The following is a 17,238-nucleotide window of genomic DNA, read 5'->3' on the forward strand; positions in this document are numbered from 1 at the left end:
AGGCACATGGCCAGGCCAGGTCCCGGGCAGCGTCAGGCGGGTAAGGATACCGGCACCGCATGAGTGCGGTGTTGATCCTGTTCGAGGCGATCAAGGCAATCGAGGCTGATGGCCGATGGCGAGGTCGCGCCGGTGAGGGTCATGGTAACCTTCATATCCTCGGCAAATAAGCGCAGCAGATGCGCCACGCCCGCTTCGCCCGCCGCGGCCAGGGCATAAATATAGGCCCGACCGAGCAGCACGCCTTTCGCGCCGAGGGCCAGCAGACGTATAACGTCCACGCCGGAGCGCACCCCGGAATCGGCAAGCACTGTCAGATCGTCGCCGACCGCATCCACCACCCTGGGCAGCGCCCGGGCGGTGGGGATGGCGCCATCGAGCTGTCTGCCGCCATGATTCGACACCACAATGCCATCGGCGCCCAGCCGCACGGCATTGCGCGCATCGTCGGCATCGAGGATCCCTTTGATGATTAATTTCCCTTGCCAGCTGTCGCGGATCCACTCCAGATCGTGCCAGGCGATGGACGGGTCGAAGTTGTTGCTGATGAACCCCATATAGTCGTCCATGGTCATTTTGTGGCCGGTGTAGGCTTCGATATTACCAAACGACAGGGGTCTGCCCGCCAGCCCGACGTTCATCGCCCAGCGCGGATGGGTGCAAGCCTGGAGATATTGTCGCAGGCTGGCGTGCGGCCCGGACATCCCTGAGCGGTTATCGCGATACCGCGAGCCGGGGATTGGCATATCGACGGTAAATACCAGGGTTTTCATGCCAGCGGCCCAGGCGCGCTCCAGCGCGTTACGCATATAGCCGCGATCTTTGAGTACGTACAGCTGGGACCAGAGCGCGCCGCTGGCGTGGCTCGCCACCTCTTCAATCGAGCAGACCGACACGGTGGATAAGGTGTACGGGATCCCGGCGCGGGAGGCGGCGCGGGCCGCCTGGACTTCGCCGCGGCGGGCGTACATCCCGGTGGCGCCGACGGGCCCCAGCGCCACGGGCATCGCCCATGGGGCATCAAGGATGGTGGTCGCCAGCGTCGGTTCGCCGGCCCCGCACAGTACGCGCTGGCGAAGAGCTACCGAGGCAAGCTCGGCGGCGTTGGCGTTCATGGTGTTTTCCGCCACCGCGCCACCGTCAATATAATCGAAAAGGAAGCGGGGCAGACGACGACGAGCGGCTTCGCGATAATCGCTGGGGGCTGAAACAATCATTATTATGTCCTTATGTTTTTTAACCTTAGTGGATGTTCTGCAGGTAAAAAAACTATAGGCCTCTAAAAACCGGCGAGGAAATGAAATATTAGCATTCCCACTATTCCCTCATGGAATAATCTGCGTTGCACTCTGTGGTTGTTATTTTCTTTTAATGCTAACCGGTAAGGACATTATTTTTTGCGCCGGGCGCGGATTGGGCACAATAAATCAGCCTTGCGCCAGGCCACAGCACTGAAAAGGGGAAGGAGAGATCAGCCCGGCGCCAGGGAATACGCGCGCAGAAAGACGTCCAGGGCGCGCTCAACCCGCTGTTTGATTTCGTCGTCGGACAGCGGAGGTCTTGCGCCAAGTTTTATCGCCAGGCTGGTCATTCCCAGCCATAAACCGGCCAGTTCGTCGGCAGCCTCCTGCGGATCGCAGGCTCGTAAAGTACCGGCTTCGATCGCCTCGGCGATGATCGCTTCCAGCATCTGCTGCGCGCGCCCCGGCCCGGCGGCGTAAAAGCGGCCGGGGAGATCGGGGTGACGCACGGCAGCCGAGGCGATCAGTCGGTCCCAGCCGGTCAGTTCCCGCTGGTTGATAAAGCGGACAAAGCGATAGCCAAACGCCGTCAGTACCTCGATCAGCGGCAGATGATGGCGCTGGGCGAAATCATGGTCGCTGATGGTGAGATCCGATTCCTGGCGTAAGACCGCCTCTATCAGATGTTCTTTATCGCTGAAATTGGCATACAGGGTGGCTTTCGCCACCCCGGCTACGCGGGCGATTTCGGCCGTTGTCACCTCCAGGCCCTGTTCCAGAAACAGCTTACGGGCGGCTTGAAGTATCGCCTGCGTTTTCAACGGATCTTTTGGCCGACCTTTCTGACGAGGGGTTTCGCTCATCGCCGATAGCCTGCAAACAGCGCGCTCATAATTAATCCTCCGACCACGGTAATGTGTTCAAGCGCAATATGGAATTCCTCAGTGCGCCGGGGTTCACTGAAGGCCCAGAAGGCGTGTCCCAGCGGAATAGTGAGTAATGTAAACACAATCAGCATCCCCGATCCAATCCAGCCGTAGCCGGCAGGATTAAAAACGATCAGCGCCGAACCCGCCAGCTGGCAAAAAATCGTGCCCGCCGCGAACAAGACCGGCCACGGCAGGCCGACGGTCACCATCTCCTGAACGATCTCCGCGAAATGAAAGACGCCGTAGATGCCTGCCATCCAGAAGAAGAAGGTCACCAGGACGCGAGAGAGACAAAGGGTGATGAAAAATAAGGTCGAATTAGGCATAAGATTTTACGCAATTGATAATTAACAGACCAATGAGTCTAAAAAATAATTTCAAGACTCACAAGTCTGTTAATTGTTCATTAGTGTTATGCCATTGCAATCAGCCGCTTAGTTTGTTTTTCTCCTGCCAGGTGCCCTGCCGCAGGCTTTGCGTCAGACGTAAAGAAGGTGAATTTGAAATTGAGCAGATGGTATCTTTTGCTAGCCTTTCTCTGGAGGACAGACGGAGCGACACCATGAAAGATAAAGATGAACAAACGGCATTGATTGGCATGGCCATCGGCGCGGCGGTCATTAGCTTAGTGGCTACACAAAAGCAGATTAATCAGGGGAGTATCGTGGATGAACTGGTGAGGCTGGGCAGACAGAAGGGGGACGGGGTAGAGGATGAGGTCTTTGTCCAGGCCGCCCGGCTGGTGAGTAAAGGCACCTAGCCAGCCGGTATCCCGCCTGGCAGCCCCGTTTGCCCGTTTTATTTTGGTTTTATTTCCTGAACGCGGCCAGGCGAGCGGCGCTTATTCCTTTCCTGAAGCGTTACCGGCGGGCGCTTTCACTACCCGCTTTTTTCTAGCGTATGGCCGGGGTTGCGCCCCGCGCTGGCATGGTCTTTTTGTTACGTTGTCACTTTATGTTCGCCTGCAAAGGATAACCAGCAAGGTGGTCTGCCGCTATTGCATAAATCGGTATTTTCGATACATCTTTGCCATTGCGTGCGGAGATAGAATGATTTCAAAATAACATATTATAAATCAATCCATTAAGTTCTATTTGCACGCCCTGATAATCCCCGGGCGAGGGTCTATGCTTATAAAAAGCACTAAATGAGGCAATACCCCTGCTGCAGAAGGGTTGAAGTGATAATCATTATCACTAACATGGCGGTATGCCTTGATGGCGCCAACCTGGAGGTCTATCGATGGAAGTACAAGCAGGAACTTTTAATCCCGCCGATTTCAGCTGGCAGGGACTGACCATGACGCCGGCCGCTGCCGCGCATATCCGCGATCTGATGCGCAAGCAGCCGGATAAGAAAGGGCTGCGGCTGGGCATTAAAACCAGCGGCTGCGCTGGTTTTGGCTATGTGCTCGAAATGATTGCCGAGCCGGCGCCCGACGATCTGCTCTTTGAATCTGACGGGGCGAAGCTGTTTGCGCCGCTGCAGGCGATGCCGTTCATCGACGGCACCGAGCTGGATTATGTCCGGGAAGGTTTAAATGAAATCTTTAAATTTCATAACCCGAAAGCGCAGCATGAGTGCGGCTGCGGCGAAAGTTTTGGGGTGCAGGCGGAGTAACTATGTCGCGTAATACTGAAGCAACTGACGATGTCAAAACCTGGACCGGCGGCCCGCTCAACTACAAAGAGGGCTTTTTTACTCGCCTGCAAACCGATGAGCTGGCCAAAGGCATTAATGAAGAAGTCGTTCGGGCTATCTCGGCTCGCCGCAATGAGCCGCAGTGGATGTTGGAGTTTCGTCTGAATGCCTACCGGGCGTGGCTGGAAATGGAGGAGCCGCACTGGCTGAAAGCGCATTACGATAAGCTGAATTATCAGGATTACAGCTACTATTCCGCGCCCTCCTGCGGCAACTGCGATGAGACCTGCGCCTCCGAGCCTGGCGCGGTGCAGCAGACCGGGGCCAATACCTTTCTGACCAGCGAGGTGGAAGAAGCCTTTAACCAGCTTGGCGTGCCGGTACGCGAAGGGCGCGAGGTGGCGGTGGACGCGATATTTGACTCGGTGTCCGTGGCGACCACCTACCGAGAAAAGCTGGCCGAGCAGGGGATCATCTTCTGTTCTTTCGGCGAGGCGATCCACGACCATCCGGAACTGGTGAAAAAGTATCTGGGCACCGTAGTGCCGGGGAATGACAACTTCTTTGCCGCGCTGAACGCCGCAGTGGCTTCGGACGGCACCTTTATCTATGTGCCGAAGGGCGTCCGCTGCCCGATGGAGCTGTCCACCTATTTTCGCATCAACGCCGAAAAGACCGGGCAGTTTGAACGCACCATTCTGGTGGCCGATGAAGGCAGCTACGTCAGCTATATTGAAGGCTGCTCGGCGCCGGTGCGCGACAGCTATCAGCTGCATGCCGCGGTCGTTGAAGTCATCATCCATAAAGACGCGGAAGTGAAATACTCCACGGTGCAGAACTGGTTCCCCGGCGATAACAACACCGGCGGGATCCTCAACTTCGTCACCAAGCGCGCCCTGTGCGAAGGGGAGAACAGCAAAATGTCATGGACCCAGTCGGAAACCGGCTCGGCCATCACCTGGAAATACCCCAGCTGCATCCTGCGCGGCGATAACTCGATCGGCGAATTCTTTTCGGTGGCGCTGACCAGCGGCCATCAGCAGGCGGACACCGGCACCAAAATGATCCATATCGGCAAGAACACCCGCTCGACCATCATCTCGAAAGGGATCTCCGCCGGACACAGCCAGAACAGCTATCGCGGGCTGGTCAAAATCATGCCGACCGCCACCAACGCCCGCAACTATACCCAGTGCGATTCGATGCTGATCGGCCCGGACTGCGGGGCGCATACCTTCCCGTATGTTGAATGCCGCAACAACAGCGCCCAGCTGGAGCACGAGGCGACCACCTCGCGGATTGGCGAAGATCAATTGTTCTACTGCCTGCAGCGCGGGATCAGCGAAGACGATGCCATCTCGATGATCGTCAACGGTTTCTGTAAAGACGTCTTCTCCGAGCTGCCGCTGGAGTTCGCTGTAGAGGCGCAAAAATTGCTGGCCATTAGCCTTGAACATAGCGTCGGCTGATAATTAAGGAAAAAAGATGTTAAGTATTCAAGATTTACACGTCGCCGTCGAAGATAAAGCGATCCTGCGCGGGCTGAACCTAGAGGTGCGCCCGGGAGAGGTCCACGCCATTATGGGGCCGAACGGCTCAGGCAAAAGTACGCTTTCGGCCACCCTGGCCGGGCGTGAAGATTATGAGGTGACTGGCGGTCGCGTCGAATTTAAGGGCAAAAACCTGCTCGAACTCGCTGCGGAAGATCGCGCCGGGGAAGGTATCTTTATGGCCTTCCAGTATCCGGTAGAGATCCCCGGCGTCAGCAACCAGTTTTTCCTGCAGACTGCGCTGAATGCCGTGCGCAACTATCGTGGCCAGGAGGCGCTGGATCGTTTCGATTTCCAGGACTTAATGGAAGAAAAGATCAAGCTGCTGCAGATGCCGGAAGATCTCCTGACCCGCTCGGTGAACGTTGGCTTCTCCGGCGGTGAGAAAAAGCGTAACGATATTCTGCAAATGGCGGTGCTTGAGCCGGAGCTGTGCATTCTCGATGAATCGGATTCGGGGTTGGATATCGATGCCCTGAAAATCGTCTCCCAGGGAGTGAATGCCCTGCGCGACGGCAAACGCGCCTTTATCATTGTCACCCACTATCAGCGCATCCTTGACTATATCAAGCCGGACTATGTCCATGTGCTGTATCAGGGGCGGATTGTGAAGTCGGGCGATTTCTCTCTGGTCAAACAGCTGGAGGAGCAGGGCTATGGCTGGCTTACCGAACAGCAGTAACGCGCTGCAGCAGTGGCACCATCTGTTTGAAGCGCAGGGCGGCCCGCGTACCCCGGAGGCCAGTCAGCATCTGCAGCAGCTGCTGCGCCTTGGGCTGCCGACGCGCAAGCACGAGGACTGGAAATACACTCCGCTGGATGCCCTACTTAACGGTCGCTTTGTCGCCGATGAGGGGGCCTCTCTCAGCGCTGAACAGCGTGATGCGCTGGCGCTGCCGCTGGACGCCTGGCGGCTGGTGTTTATCGATGGCCGCTATCATCCTCAGCTGAGCGACGATCTTGCCGCCAGCGGCGTGGAGGTCAGTGTCGATAATCAGCGCCAGCATCTGCCGGATGCCCTGCAGCCGGAGGTGTTTCTCCATCTGACCGAAAGCCTGGCCCAGACGGTGACCCGCATTCGCGTGCCGCGCAACCGCCGCCTGGATAAACCGCTGCTGCTGATGCATATCACCAGTGGCCTGGCCGGCGATGCGCTGAATACCGCCCACTATCGCCATCACCTGGCGCTGGAGAGCGGGGCGGAGGCGACGATTGTCGAGCATTACCTGAGCCTCAATGAGCAGCCGCATTTCACCGGCGGGCGATTGACCATGACGGTGGCCGATAACGCGCACCTCCAGCATATCAAGCTGGCATTTGAGAATGCCCGCAGCTATCACTTCGCCCATAACGACCTGCTGCTGGGCCGCGACGCCTCGGCCTTCAGCAGCAGTTTCCTGCTTGGCGGCCAGGTGCTGCGTCACCAGACCAGCACCCGCCTGGGCGGCGAAAACAGCAACCTGCGCCTCAATTCGCTGGCGATGCCGGTGAAAAATGAGGTCTGCGATAGCCGCACCTGGCTCGACCATCAGGTCGGCTACTGCACCAGCCGCCAGCTGCACAAAACCATCGTCAGCGATAAGGGGCGGGCGGTGTTTAACGGGCTGATCAACGTCGCGCCGCTCGCGCTGAAAACCGACGGTCAGATGACCAACAATAATCTGCTGCTCGGGCGGCTGGCGGAGGTCGACACCAAACCGCAGTTGGAAATTTACGCCGATGACGTGAAATGCAGCCATGGGGCGACGGTGGGGCGCATTGACGAAGAGCAGCTGTTCTATCTGCGCTCGCGCGGTATCGAACAGCAGGCGGCGCAGCAGATGATCCTCTACGCCTTCGCCGCCGAGCTCACCGAGGCTATCCGCAGCGACGCGCTCAGAGAGCAGGTGCTGGCGCGTATTGGACAGCGTTTGCCGGGAGGCACAGTATGACATTTTCAGTAGAACAGGTTCGCGCCGATTTTCCGGTACTGAACCGGGAGGTCAACGGTCAGCCGCTGGTCTATCTCGACAGCGCCGCCAGCGCCCAGAAGCCGGAGGCAGTGATCGGCGCAGAAGCGGAATTCTATCGCCACGGCTACGCGGCGGTGCACCGCGGCATCCATACCCTCAGCGCGGAAGCCACCGCGCGGATGGAAGCCGTGCGTCAGCAGGCGGCCACCTTCCTTAACGCCGGATCGGCGGAGGAAGTGGTGTTCGTCCGCGGCACCACCGAGGGTATCAACCTGGTGGCCAACAGCTGGGGAAACGCCAACGTCGGCGCCGGGGATAACATCATCATCAGCGAAATGGAGCACCACGCCAATATTGTGCCGTGGCAGATGCTCTGCGCCCGCGTCGGGGCTAAGCTGCGGGTGATCCCCCTGAACCCGGACGGTACGCTGCAACTGGATGTTGTCCCGGGACTGTTTGACCCGCGCACCCGCCTGCTGGCGATAACCGAGGTCTCCAACGTGCTGGGGACGGAAAACCCGCTGGCGGCGCTGATTGCTCTTGCGCATCAGCATGGCGCGAAAGTGCTGGTGGATGGCGCCCAGGCGGTGATGCACCACCCGGTGGACGTCCAGGCGCTGGGCTGCGATTTTTATGTTTTCTCCGCCCACAAGCTGTATGGGCCGACCGGGATCGGCGTGCTCTACGCCCGGTCCGAGCTGCTGCAGACGATGGCGCCTTGGGAAGGGGGCGGGTCGATGATCGCCACCGTCAGCCTGACGGAGGGCACCACCTGGAATCAGGCGCCGTGGCGCTTTGAGGCCGGCACGCCGAATACCGGGGGGATCATCGGCCTCGGCGCGGCGCTGACCTACGTCAGCCAGCTGGGACTGACGCAGATTGCCGAGTATGAGCAGACGCTGATGCGCTACGCGCTCGATGCCCTGCGCGCGGTACCGGATCTGATCCTTTACGGCCCGGCGCAGCGTAAAGGGGTAATTGCTTTCAACCTCGGTCAGCATCACGCCTATGACGTCGGCAGCTTCCTCGATAACTACGGGATCGCCGTGCGCACCGGACACCACTGCGCGATGCCGTTGATGGCCCGGTATCAGGTACCGGCTATGTGTCGGGCATCGCTGGCGATGTACAATACCACGGAAGAGGTGGACCGCCTGGTGGCCGGCCTCCAGCGGATCCGCAAACTGTTAGGGTAAAGGACGGGACAATGGCGGCACTACCGGACAAAGACAAACTGTTGCGTAACTTTAGCCGTTGCGCCAACTGGGAAGAGAAGTATCTCTATATCATCGAGCTTGGCCAGCGTCTGGCGCCGCTAAGCCCGGAAGAACATAGCGTGCAGAACATTATTCAGGGCTGTCAAAGCCAGGTCTGGATCGTGATGGACCAGGATCCCACAGGCGTGATCACCCTGCGCGGCGATAGCGATGCGGCGATCGTCAAGGGTCTGATAGCGGTGGTGTTTATCCTCTATGACCGGATGACCGCTCAGGACATCACCGAGTTCGACGTGCGTCCGTGGTTTGAAAAAATGGCGCTCACCCAGCATCTCACCCCCTCCCGCTCGCAAGGCCTCGAAGCCATGATCCGCGCGATACGCGCGAAAGCGGCAAATATTAGCTAGAATAAACAGGTAGATTTCATTCTGTTACGTCCGGCAGGGCGCTGACCCTGCCGCCGTTCAGTCTCCTGGCGTTTTATCAGCGAAAGAAGGAATCTCAGTATGAAACGCAAAACGATGATCACCTTAGCCCTTCTCAGCGCCCTTGGCGCCTCCACGGCCGCCTGGGCCGTTGATTACCCGCTTCCTCCCGCCAACAGTCGGCTGATTGGTCAGAATCAGTACTGGACGGTCCAGGAGGGAGATCGCAACCTGCAGGCGATTGCGCGCCATTTCGATACCGCGGCGATGCTGATCCTCGAAGCCAACGATACGATTGCGCCGGTGCAGCCGAAGCCCGGCACTCAGGTCCTTATCCCTTCTCAGATGCTGCTGCCCGACGTGCCGAGGGAGGGCATTGTCGTCAACCTCGCCGAACTGCGGCTGTATTACTTCCCGCCGGGAGAGAATCAGGTGCAGGTCTATCCGCTGGGCATTGGCCAGTTAGGTCTGGAAACGCCGGAGATGACCACCCGCGTGGGGCAGAAGATCCCTAACCCTACCTGGACGCCTACCGCCGGCATCCGCGCGCGCTCGCTGGAGAAAGGGGTGACGCTGCCAGCGGTGGTCCCGGCCGGACCGAACAATCCCCTGGGCCGCTATGCGCTGCGTCTGGCCTACGGTAACGGTGAATATCTCATCCACGGAACTAACGCCCCAGACAGCGTTGGTCTGCGCGTCAGCTCGGGCTGTATGCGGATGAACGCTGATGACATCAAAGCGCTGTTCAGCCAGGTGAAAACCGGGACGCCGGTACGGATTATCAATCAGCCGGTGAAGTTTGCCGTCGAGCCGGATGGTAAACGCTATGTCGAAGTCCACAGGCCGCTTTCGCAGACCGAAGGGGAAAACACCCGGACCATCGCTTACACGCTGCCAGCGGCGTTTCACGCCTTCGCAGAGGATAAAGCAGTGGATGACCTGCAGTTGAAAAAAGCGATGTCGAGAAGGGCGGGGTATCCGGTGGTGGTGTCGGCGGGGGCAGGTAGCACGGCGACGTCGCTGTCGGCGCAGAATAGTTCGTCTGACAACGGTCTGCTTACCCAATAGCCCTCATGCTGAGGGCAAAAAAAATGGCGCACAGAGTGCGCCATTTTTATTACCAGAACTCTTACTTACGGTAAGAGTGAGCCTGGTTGTCCAGACGCTGGTTAGCGCGAGCTGCGTCGTCTTTAGCAGCCTGAACGTCGGAACGCATTGCGTTCACGTCGTTGCTCAGCTGGTCAACTTTAGCGTTCAGAGTCTGAACGTCAGAAGACAGCTGATCGATTTTAGCATTGCTGGAGCAACCAGCCAGCAGAGTAGAACCCAGGATTACCGCGCCCAGTACCAGTTTAGTACGATTCATTATTAATACCCTCTAGATTGAGTTAATCTCCATGTAGCGTTACAAGTATTACACAAAGTTTTTTGGGATGAGAATATTTTTTTTACCTGAACGCACTTATTTTTGATCGTTCGCTCAAAGAAGCATCGAATTGCTCAGAATCGCTGAAAAAGGCGAGTGAAAACAGCGCGCTTCCATCGGATTCATCTTAGATAATCCCTTATTAAATAGTAAATTCCGATTTGCATTTTTAATAGGAAGAGCTAATCAATGAATAAAAAAAAGCGCCCCGCGAGGCGCTTTATTAAAAAAAACCAATTAACCTGTAAATTATTACAGCACGTGTACGGAAGCGGTATTAGTCGTGCCGCTCGGCACTAATGCGCCGGAAACCATCACCACTACGTCGCCTTTACGCGCGAGGCCGCTCTTCAGCGCCAGGTCTTTGCCCAGATGATAGAAATCATCGGTAGAGGCAATCTCTTCCACCAGCTGCGGTACCACGCCTTTGCTCAGCACCAGCTGACGAGCGGTGGTTTCGTTGGTGGTCAGCGCCAGGATGGTGGCATCCGGGAAGTATTTGCGCACAGCGCGTGCGGATTTACCGCCCTGGGTGGCGACCACGATCAGCGGCGCTTCCAGTTTCTCAGCGGTTTCTACCGCGCCGCGGCACACCGCTTCGGTGATGCGCAGTTTACGGTTGTCGTTGTTGAAGTCCAGACGGCTGGTCATCACGCGGTCGGTACGTTCGCAAATGGTCGCCATGATGGTGACCGCTTCCAGCGGGTATTTACCTTTCGCGGATTCGCCGGACAGCATCACCGCATCGGTGCCGTCGAGGATGGCGTTAGCCACGTCGCCGGCTTCAGCGCGGGTCGGACGCGGGTTCTTGATCATGGAGTCCAGCATCTGGGTGGCGGTGATAACCACTTTACGCGCGCGGATACATTTTTCGATGATCATTTTCTGGGCGAAGATAACTTCTTCAACCGGGATCTCCACGCCCATGTCGCCACGCGCAACCATGATGCCGTCAGACGCTTCGAGGATTTCGTCGAAGTTGTTCAGGCCTTCCTGGTTTTCGATTTTGGAGATGATCTGGATGTTTTCACCGCCGTGGGCTTTCAGGTGCTCACGGATCTCGACGACGTCGGAACGTTTACGGATGAAGGAGGCCGCGACGAAGTCCACGCCCTGTTCGCAACCGAAGATCAGGTCCTGTTTGTCTTTCTCAGCCAGCGCCGGCAGGGCGATGGAGACGCCCGGCAGGTTAACGCCTTTGTTCTCGCCAAGATCGCCATTGTTCAGCACTTTACAGATAACTTTGTTGCCTTCGATAGCCGTGACTTCCATGCCGATCAGGCCATCGTCCACCAGGACGGTGTTGCCGACGGCGAGGTCGGAGGTGAAGCCTTCATAGGTTACCGCAACGATTTCGTTGTTGCCGATGACGGATTTATCGGTAGTGAAGGTGAAGGTCTGGCCTGCTTTCAGGGAGACGTCGTTGCCGCCTTCCAGCTTGATGGTACGAATTTCCGGCCCTTTGGTGTCCAGCAGAATAGCGGCTTTCTTACCGGTTTTGCTCATCACATTGCGCAGGTTCTGGATGCGCTGACCGTGTTCCGCATAGTCACCGTGGGAGAAGTTCAGACGCATCACATTCATGCCGGCTTCCAGCATTTTGGTCAGCATCTCTTCAGATTCGGTTTTCGGACCGATGGTGCAAACAATTTTGGTCTTTTTCATGACAGTTTTAGTCTTTAAGTTGTGAAGGATATGGAATTCTCGCTCCGCGGGCGCACTGCCGGGGAGCCAAACCTGTATTACGAAAGTTGCTAAGCCACGCCCTAAGGATAGGTGACAACCCTGAAGCGTGCAGAAGAATGTGTGCTGGCGGTTCAGCCCATGAAATGTGGCAAGGTGTTATGCGTTTTATCATGCAGTCCAATGCGCTGAAACCATTCAAGAAAGAATCGAAGCGCATTATACGCTGCCGAAATCAAAAAGGAAAATAAAAACCTCGTTTCAAATTATGGACAAAACGCGTAACAAAACCGGCACGTTATGCAAAAATCTACGCAACACACTTTTTCGTCACCGGCTATGAAAAAGGGTAAAAGAAATGGATTATTTCGCTATCATGAGCCGGTAAAATGCGTCATTGAACCTTTAAAGTGGCGATGGTTTGCGTTGTGCGGGAAATCTATCAATAATGATTTGATTGATAATGATAAAATACGAGCCAAATTCTATGGGAAATAAAGCGAAAGACGACGACCTGTACCAGGAAATGTGCCGCGTGGTGGGTAAAGTCGTGCTGGAAATGCGTGACCTGGGTCAGGAGCCGAAACACATTGTCATTGCCGGTGTGCTGCGCACCTCGCTGGCGAACCGCAAAATCCAGCGTTCGCCGCTCACCGTGGAGGCTATGGAGAAAGTCATTCATGCGCTTTCCGGGCACTGAACCCTTACGCCGGCGGGTCAGGAAATCACGAAGCGGATCACTGCCCGGACGGCAATGTCACAATGGTGAGCCACCATCGCTTCATCGTCGATGGCGGGTAGCGGATCGTCAAGATACAGGCTGCTGAAGGTGTAGAAGTTCGACACCTGATAAAAGCTGAAACTGCTGATTAACCGGTGGACATCGCGCGCGTCGAGCCCCGCCTGAAAGACGCCCTGCTGCTGGCCGCGCAGTAAAATGTCTTCCAGAATCGACAGGGCGGTACGATTCAGCGGCTTCAGTTCACCCGAGCTTTTTAACCACTTGCCGCGCTGCATATTCTCCATGCAAATGACGCGCATATAGTCCGCATGGGTGGCGTGATAGCGCACGCTCCAGCGCACCAGCCGCACCAGCGCCTCCACCGGCGGCACATTCTCCAGCCCCAGCTGCTGCTCGGTTTCGCGGATCCGCGCATACACATGCTGCAGCACCTCCTGATAGAGCTGTTCTTTGCTTTTGAAGTAGTAAACCACCATGCGTTTGGTGGTCTGCGCCTCGGTGGCGATCTGCTCCATGCGGGCGCCTGACAGCCCGTGTTCAGCAAAGACAGCGATAGCGGCGCTGAAAATCCGCGCCTTCAGGGATTGTGCTTCATCATGGGCAACGACGGTCATGGCAACTCCTTTTTCTTGGGTGACAAAAAATACACATAATGATCACAATTTAGCAACCTGGCATGGCGCAAATGAACCAAATGATACATATTCAAGGCTTACGTCAGCTGTTGACCCGAGGACCTTATGCTGCGCTCTATCGCCACCGTTTCGATTTCCGGCACCCTGCCTGAGAAGCTGCACGCTATTGCGGCGGCGGGGTATCAGGGGGTGGAAATTTTCGAGAACGATCTGCTCTATTATACGGGGACGCCGGCGGAAATCCGCCAGCTTGCCGCCGATTTAGGGTTAAAAATCACGCTTTTTCAACCCTTTCGCGATTTTGAAGGCGCCAGTCGGGCGCAGTTTGCGGCGAATATGGCCCGCGCTCGGCGCAAATTTGCTCTGATGCACGAGCTGGGCTGCGAGACGCTGCTGCTGTGCAGCAATGTGCAGCCGGACTGCTCGGCGGATAGCGAATTGCAGGTCGCGGACCTGCGGGCGCTGGCCACGCTGGCGGAAGAGGAGGGGATCGCTATCGGCTATGAGGCCCTGGCCTGGGGAACCCATGTGAACCGCTGGCAGCAGGCCTGGGAGCGGGTGCGGCGGGTGGACAGCCCGGCGTTGGGCCTGGTGCTCGACAGCTTCCATATTCTGGCCCGCGGCGACACGCTGGACGCGCTACCGTCGGTGCCGGTGGAGAAAATCACCTTTGTACAGCTCGCCGATGCGCCGTATATGAAAATGGATTTGCTGGAGTGGAGCCGCCACTTCCGCTGCTTTCCCGGACAGGGGGAGCTGCCGCTGGAGGCGTTTGCCGAGCAGATCACCCGCTGTGGCTACCGCGGCCCCTGGTCGCTGGAGATCTTCAATGACGGTTTTCGCGCCTCGCCGAACGGCGCGACGGCCAAAGATGGTTATCGTTCGCTGCTGTGGCTGGAGGAGCAAACCCGCCGTCGGCTCCCGACGTGCGATGCCGATCTGTTTTCACCGCCGCCGCTGCCGGTCTATCACGGGCTGGAGTTTATCGAATTCGCCGCCAGCGCCGCCGAGGCGCAGCGCCTGGGGCAACATCTGCAGGCGCTGGGTTTTCAGCACGAGGGAAGCCACCGCTCCAGACAGGTGACGCTGTGGCGCAACGGCGGGGCGCGGATCGTCATCAACCATCAGCCGCACAGCTGGGCCGACCATTTTTATCAACGCCACGGGGTATCGCTCTGCGCGATGGCGCTGCGGGTCGAGCACAGCGCGTCGCTTGTCGCCCGCGCCCGCGCGCTGGGGTATGCCACCTGGCAGGGCGACGCCGGGCCGAACGAAACGCCGATCCCGGCGATCTGCGCCCCCGACGGCAGCCTTATCTATCTCATCGACGCCGGTGAGGCTATCTACGAGCGCGATTTTCATCTGCGTGATGGCGTGACGGTGCGCGAGGATTATCTCGGTATCGATCATCTGGCGCTGGGAATGGAGGCCGACAGCCGCGATAACTGGGTGATGTTCTTCCGTACGGTGTTTGGTTTTTCCCTTGAGCATGAGCAGACGCTGCCGGACCCGTATGGACTGGTGCGCAGCCTGGCGGTGCGCAGCCCGCAGGGCGATATCCGTCTGGCGCTGAATATTTCGCAGAGCCGGGCGACGCAGATCGCCCGCTCCGTCGCCTGCTACCAGGGGGCGGGGCTGCAGCATGCCGCCTTTGCCTGCCGCGATCTGCCGGCCGCCTGCGACCAGCTTGCCGAGGTTGCCCGCCATACGCTGCCGATCCCGGTCAATTATTATGACGATCTGCTGGCGCGCTTTGGCGGCGAGTTGGACGTCGGGCAGCTTCAGCGCCAGCAGCTCCTCTATGACCGCGATCCGCAGGGGGGAGATTTCCTGCATCTTTACACCCGGCCCTTTACCGCCGGCCGCTTTTTCTTTGAGTTAACCGAGCGCCGGGCTGGCTATGCGCTCTATGGCGCAGCGAATGCGGCCGTCCGTCTGGCGGCGATGCAGTATTGTTAGCCTGAATCAAATGGTTCATTATGCGTTAAACACAATAACAACACCCTCTGTACCCGAGACAGGAACCGACTATGAGCTCATATAGCCCTAACCCGACGGCTGCCGCCCAGCCAGCCGTCACCGTGCGCCGCTCCCGGCGGCGTATCGGCATTCTTGCGCTGTTGGCCATTGGCACCATGATCAACTATCTCGATCGCACCGTACTGGGGATCGCCGCCCCAAAGCTCACCGCTGAGCTGGGGATCGACCCGGCGATCATGGGAATCCTCTTCTCCGCCTTCGCCTGGACCTATGCTCTGGCGCAGATCCCCGGCGGACTGTTTCTCGACCGCTTTGGCAACAAAGTGACCTACTTTTTGTCACTGACCCTGTGGTCGCTGTTTACCCTGTTCCACGGCATGGCGGTGGGGCTGAAGACGCTGCTGCTGTGCCGCTTCGGGCTCGGTATTAGCGAAGCGCCGTGCTTTCCGGTCAACAGCCGGGTGGTCAGCGCCTGGTTCCCACAGCAGGAGCGGGCGAAGGCCACGGCGGTGTACACCGTGGGGGAGTATCTCGGGCTGGCCTGCTTTGCGCCGCTGCTGTTCTGGATCATGGACGGTTTCGGCTGGCGGGTGCTGTTTGTCAGCGTTGGCGCCGTCGGCATTCTGTTTGCCCTGGTGTGGTGGCGCTGCTACCGCGAACCGCATGAAGATCCGCGCCTTAGCCAGCAGGAGCGCGAGCATATCAAAAACGGCGGCGGCCTCAGCGCCCCGACCGACCAGCAGGTGGCGTTCAGCTGGCCGCTGGTCCGCCAGCTGCTGAGCAAACGGCAGATCATCGGCGCCAGCATCGGCCAGTTTGCCGGCAATACCGTGCTGGTGTTTTTTCTCACCTGGTTCCCCACCTGGCTGGCCACCGAGCGGCATATGCCCTGGCTGAAGGTTGGCTTCTTCTCCATCCTGCCGTTTGTCGCCGCCGCCGGCGGGGTGATGTTTGGCGGCTGGCTCTCCGACAAACTGCTCAAGGCCACCGGGTCGGCCAATCTTGGCCGTAAGCTGCCGATCGTTGCCGGCCTGCTGATGGCCAGCTGCATCATCACCGCGAACTGGCTGGAGAGCGACCTGGCGGTGATCCTGGTGATGTCGTTTGCCTTTTTTGGCCAGGGGATGGTGGGTCTCGGCTGGACGCTGATCTCCGATATCGCCCCGAAGGGGCTGGGCGGTCTGACCGGCGGCCTGTTTAACTTCTGCGCCAACCTCGCGGGGATCCTCACCCCGCTGGTGATCGGCTTTATCGTTGCCGGGTTCGGCAATTTCTTCTACGCCTTGATCTACATCGGCGGCGCCGCGCTGCTGGGCGTGGTGGCCTATCTGTTTATCCTCGGCGACGTCAAACGTATCGAGTTATCGCAGTAAGCAAAGGAGCAAGGCATGGTGATTAGTGGGAATACGCGGCTGATAGCGCACCTTGGCTATCCGACCGCCAGTTTTAAGGCGCCGATGATCTACAACCCGTGGTTCGTTGACCAGCAGGTGGACGTGAAGGTGGTGCCGATGGGGGTCAGGCCGGAGGACTACGCCGCGTTTATTCCGCCGCTGTTTACGATGACCAACATCATCGGCGCGCTGGTGACGATGCCGCATAAAATCGCCACCTGCGATCTGGTGCAGCGCCTGAGCCCGACGGCGGCCATCGCTGGCGCCTGCAATGCCATCCGCCGCGAGGCTGACGGTAGCCTGAGCGGAGACATGTTCGATGGCGAGGGATTTGTGCTGGGCCTGCGTCGTAAAGGGTTTAACCCGCAGGGGACGCGGGCGCTGGTGGTTGGCAGCGGCGGGGTGGGATCGGCTATCGCCGCC

21 protein-coding genes are annotated in these 17,238 nt (G+C 58.2%); 14 read left to right on the top strand and 7 right to left on the bottom strand.

The features are described from left to right. Nucleotides 1-32: 32 nt before the first annotated feature. From lldD to KHQ23_RS18600, 4 genes are all read right to left on the bottom strand, one after another. A complete protein-coding gene (gene lldD / locus KHQ23_RS18585; protein WP_032434726.1) occupies nt 33-1,217 on the bottom strand; it encodes an FMN-dependent L-lactate dehydrogenase LldD in 1,185 nt (394 codons plus the stop codon). A gap of 254 nt (nt 1,218-1,471) precedes the next feature. Then, nucleotides 1,472-2,104 carry a TetR/AcrR family transcriptional regulator gene (locus tag KHQ23_RS18590; RefSeq protein WP_002908882.1) on the bottom strand — a complete coding sequence of 211 codons (633 nt, stop codon included), beginning with the start codon at nt 2,102-2,104 and terminating at the stop codon, nt 1,472-1,474. Next, nucleotides 2,101-2,496, bottom strand: a complete 396-nt coding sequence (locus KHQ23_RS18595) for a DoxX family protein (RefSeq protein ID WP_004143228.1) — start codon at nt 2,494-2,496, stop codon at nt 2,101-2,103. Before KHQ23_RS18595 ends, KHQ23_RS18590 begins: the two co-directional genes overlap by 4 nt. 100 nt (nt 2,497-2,596) lie before the next feature. Then, entirely contained in the window at nt 2,597-2,734 is a 138-nt protein-coding gene (locus tag KHQ23_RS18600; RefSeq protein WP_020314287.1) for a hypothetical protein, read from the bottom strand. On the opposite strand from KHQ23_RS18600, the gene KHQ23_RS18605 reads away from it, so the two are divergent. The 8 genes from KHQ23_RS18605 to KHQ23_RS18640 all read left to right on the top strand — a co-directional run bounded on the left by KHQ23_RS18605 (nt 2,733) and on the right by KHQ23_RS18640 (nt 10,023). Next, nucleotides 2,733-2,930, top strand: a complete 198-nt coding sequence (locus tag KHQ23_RS18605) for a hypothetical protein (protein ID WP_002908880.1) — start codon at nt 2,733-2,735, stop codon at nt 2,928-2,930. The genes KHQ23_RS18600 and KHQ23_RS18605 overlap by 2 nt on opposite strands. A gap of 482 nt (nt 2,931-3,412) precedes the next feature. Then, nucleotides 3,413-3,790 (top strand): Fe-S cluster assembly scaffold SufA, encoded by a 378-nt coding sequence (gene sufA, locus KHQ23_RS18610; RefSeq protein WP_004143232.1) that lies wholly within the window; start codon nt 3,413-3,415, stop codon nt 3,788-3,790. Nucleotides 3,791-3,792: 2 nt separating this feature from the next. Continuing rightward, nucleotides 3,793-5,280: a Fe-S cluster assembly protein SufB gene (gene sufB, locus KHQ23_RS18615; protein WP_002908877.1), complete on the top strand. Its 1,488-nt coding sequence runs from the start codon at nt 3,793-3,795 to the stop codon at nt 5,278-5,280. 16 nt (nt 5,281-5,296) lie between these two features. Continuing rightward, nucleotides 5,297-6,043: a Fe-S cluster assembly ATPase SufC gene (gene sufC / locus KHQ23_RS18620; RefSeq protein WP_002908876.1), complete on the top strand. Its 747-nt coding sequence runs from the start codon at nt 5,297-5,299 to the stop codon at nt 6,041-6,043. Beyond that, on the top strand, nt 6,018-7,292 hold the full coding sequence (gene sufD / locus KHQ23_RS18625) for a Fe-S cluster assembly protein SufD (protein WP_002908869.1): 1,275 nt from the start codon (nt 6,018-6,020) through the stop codon (nt 7,290-7,292). The genes sufC and sufD overlap by 26 nt, the downstream gene beginning before the upstream one ends. Continuing rightward, on the top strand, nt 7,289-8,509 hold the full coding sequence (gene sufS / locus KHQ23_RS18630; protein WP_023285261.1) for a cysteine desulfurase SufS: 1,221 nt from the start codon (nt 7,289-7,291) through the stop codon (nt 8,507-8,509). The genes sufD and sufS overlap by 4 nt, the downstream gene beginning before the upstream one ends. Before the next feature lie 11 nt (nt 8,510-8,520). After that, nucleotides 8,521-8,937 (top strand): cysteine desulfuration protein SufE, encoded by a 417-nt coding sequence (sufE, locus tag KHQ23_RS18635; protein ID WP_002908865.1) that lies wholly within the window; start codon nt 8,521-8,523, stop codon nt 8,935-8,937. A gap of 99 nt (nt 8,938-9,036) precedes the next feature. Further along, nucleotides 9,037-10,023 carry a L,D-transpeptidase family protein gene (locus KHQ23_RS18640; protein ID WP_004143241.1) on the top strand — a complete coding sequence of 329 codons (987 nt, stop codon included), beginning with the start codon at nt 9,037-9,039 and terminating at the stop codon, nt 10,021-10,023. Nucleotides 10,024-10,084: 61 nt separating this feature from the next. On the opposite strand, the gene KHQ23_RS18645 is transcribed toward KHQ23_RS18640, so the two are convergent. Next, nucleotides 10,085-10,321 (bottom strand): major outer membrane lipoprotein, encoded by a 237-nt coding sequence (locus KHQ23_RS18645; protein WP_002908860.1) that lies wholly within the window; start codon nt 10,319-10,321, stop codon nt 10,085-10,087. A 312-nt stretch (nt 10,322-10,633) separates the two neighbouring features. Continuing rightward, the gene (gene pykF, locus KHQ23_RS18650) at nt 10,634-12,046 is read right to left on the bottom strand and encodes a pyruvate kinase PykF (RefSeq protein ID WP_002908859.1); all 1,413 of its coding nucleotides are present in this window, start codon (nt 12,044-12,046) and stop codon (nt 10,634-10,636) included. Between the two features lie 137 nt (nt 12,047-12,183). Between pykF and KHQ23_RS18655 the strand changes: the two genes are divergently transcribed. From KHQ23_RS18655 to fumD, 3 genes are all read left to right on the top strand, one after another. Then, nucleotides 12,184-12,315, top strand: coding sequence for a hypothetical protein (locus tag KHQ23_RS18655; RefSeq protein WP_004217210.1), 132 nt, complete (start codon nt 12,184-12,186; stop codon nt 12,313-12,315). Between the two features lie 88 nt (nt 12,316-12,403). Further along, entirely contained in the window at nt 12,404-12,562 is a 159-nt protein-coding gene (locus tag KHQ23_RS18660) for a hypothetical protein (RefSeq protein WP_020317048.1), read from the top strand. Further along, on the top strand, nt 12,552-12,764 hold the full coding sequence (gene fumD / locus KHQ23_RS18665; protein ID WP_004180357.1) for a fumarate hydratase FumD: 213 nt from the start codon (nt 12,552-12,554) through the stop codon (nt 12,762-12,764). The genes KHQ23_RS18660 and fumD overlap by 11 nt, the downstream gene beginning before the upstream one ends. A gap of 17 nt (nt 12,765-12,781) precedes the next feature. Here the strand turns inward: fumD and KHQ23_RS18670 are convergent, their stop codons facing one another. Next, nucleotides 12,782-13,420: a TetR family transcriptional regulator gene (locus tag KHQ23_RS18670; protein WP_002908844.1), complete on the bottom strand. Its 639-nt coding sequence runs from the start codon at nt 13,418-13,420 to the stop codon at nt 12,782-12,784. Nucleotides 13,421-13,546: 126 nt separating this feature from the next. Here KHQ23_RS18670 and KHQ23_RS18675 point away from each other — a divergent pair, with 126 nt between their 5' ends. From KHQ23_RS18675 to KHQ23_RS18685, 3 genes are all read left to right on the top strand, one after another. After that, nucleotides 13,547-15,400 (top strand): bifunctional sugar phosphate isomerase/epimerase/4-hydroxyphenylpyruvate dioxygenase family protein, encoded by a 1,854-nt coding sequence (locus tag KHQ23_RS18675; RefSeq protein WP_032434720.1) that lies wholly within the window; start codon nt 13,547-13,549, stop codon nt 15,398-15,400. A gap of 71 nt (nt 15,401-15,471) precedes the next feature. Continuing rightward, a complete protein-coding gene (locus KHQ23_RS18680; RefSeq protein ID WP_032434718.1) occupies nt 15,472-16,794 on the top strand; it encodes an MFS transporter in 1,323 nt (440 codons plus the stop codon). 15 nt (nt 16,795-16,809) lie between these two features. Continuing rightward, nucleotides 16,810-17,238: shikimate dehydrogenase (locus tag KHQ23_RS18685; protein ID WP_374193557.1), on the top strand; the 429-nt coding region annotated here is incomplete at its 3' end.

Origin of the sequence: Klebsiella sp. 64, from assembly GCF_018223915.1 — a bacterium.
Taxonomy (GTDB): Bacteria; Pseudomonadota; Gammaproteobacteria; order Enterobacterales; family Enterobacteriaceae; genus Klebsiella; species Klebsiella pneumoniae.

Coding starts and splice junctions, on each gene's coding strand:
- lldD (WP_032434726.1), bottom strand. CDS start 1,217: ATGATTGTTTCAGCCCCCAGCGATTATCGCGAAGCCGCTCGTCGTCGT.
- KHQ23_RS18590 (WP_002908882.1), bottom strand. CDS start 2,104: ATGAGCGAAACCCCTCGTCAGAAAGGTCGGCCAAAAGATCCGTTGAAA.
- KHQ23_RS18595 (WP_004143228.1), bottom strand. CDS start 2,496: ATGCCTAATTCGACCTTATTTTTCATCACCCTTTGTCTCTCTCGCGTC.
- KHQ23_RS18605 (WP_002908880.1), top strand. CDS start 2,733: ATGAAAGATAAAGATGAACAAACGGCATTGATTGGCATGGCCATCGGC.
- KHQ23_RS18600 (WP_020314287.1), bottom strand. CDS start 2,734: ATGGTGTCGCTCCGTCTGTCCTCCAGAGAAAGGCTAGCAAAAGATACC.
- sufA (WP_004143232.1), top strand. CDS start 3,413: ATGGAAGTACAAGCAGGAACTTTTAATCCCGCCGATTTCAGCTGGCAG.
- sufB (WP_002908877.1), top strand. CDS start 3,793: ATGTCGCGTAATACTGAAGCAACTGACGATGTCAAAACCTGGACCGGC.
- sufC (WP_002908876.1), top strand. CDS start 5,297: ATGTTAAGTATTCAAGATTTACACGTCGCCGTCGAAGATAAAGCGATC.
- sufD (WP_002908869.1), top strand. CDS start 6,018: ATGGCTGGCTTACCGAACAGCAGTAACGCGCTGCAGCAGTGGCACCAT.
- sufS (WP_023285261.1), top strand. CDS start 7,289: ATGACATTTTCAGTAGAACAGGTTCGCGCCGATTTTCCGGTACTGAAC.
- sufE (WP_002908865.1), top strand. CDS start 8,521: ATGGCGGCACTACCGGACAAAGACAAACTGTTGCGTAACTTTAGCCGT.
- KHQ23_RS18640 (WP_004143241.1), top strand. CDS start 9,037: ATGAAACGCAAAACGATGATCACCTTAGCCCTTCTCAGCGCCCTTGGC.
- KHQ23_RS18645 (WP_002908860.1), bottom strand. CDS start 10,321: ATGAATCGTACTAAACTGGTACTGGGCGCGGTAATCCTGGGTTCTACT.
- pykF (WP_002908859.1), bottom strand. CDS start 12,046: ATGAAAAAGACCAAAATTGTTTGCACCATCGGTCCGAAAACCGAATCT.
- KHQ23_RS18655 (WP_004217210.1), top strand. CDS start 12,184: ATGTGTGCTGGCGGTTCAGCCCATGAAATGTGGCAAGGTGTTATGCGT.
- KHQ23_RS18660 (WP_020317048.1), top strand. CDS start 12,404: ATGAAAAAGGGTAAAAGAAATGGATTATTTCGCTATCATGAGCCGGTA.
- fumD (WP_004180357.1), top strand. CDS start 12,552: ATGGGAAATAAAGCGAAAGACGACGACCTGTACCAGGAAATGTGCCGC.
- KHQ23_RS18670 (WP_002908844.1), bottom strand. CDS start 13,420: ATGACCGTCGTTGCCCATGATGAAGCACAATCCCTGAAGGCGCGGATT.
- KHQ23_RS18675 (WP_032434720.1), top strand. CDS start 13,547: ATGCTGCGCTCTATCGCCACCGTTTCGATTTCCGGCACCCTGCCTGAG.
- KHQ23_RS18680 (WP_032434718.1), top strand. CDS start 15,472: ATGAGCTCATATAGCCCTAACCCGACGGCTGCCGCCCAGCCAGCCGTC.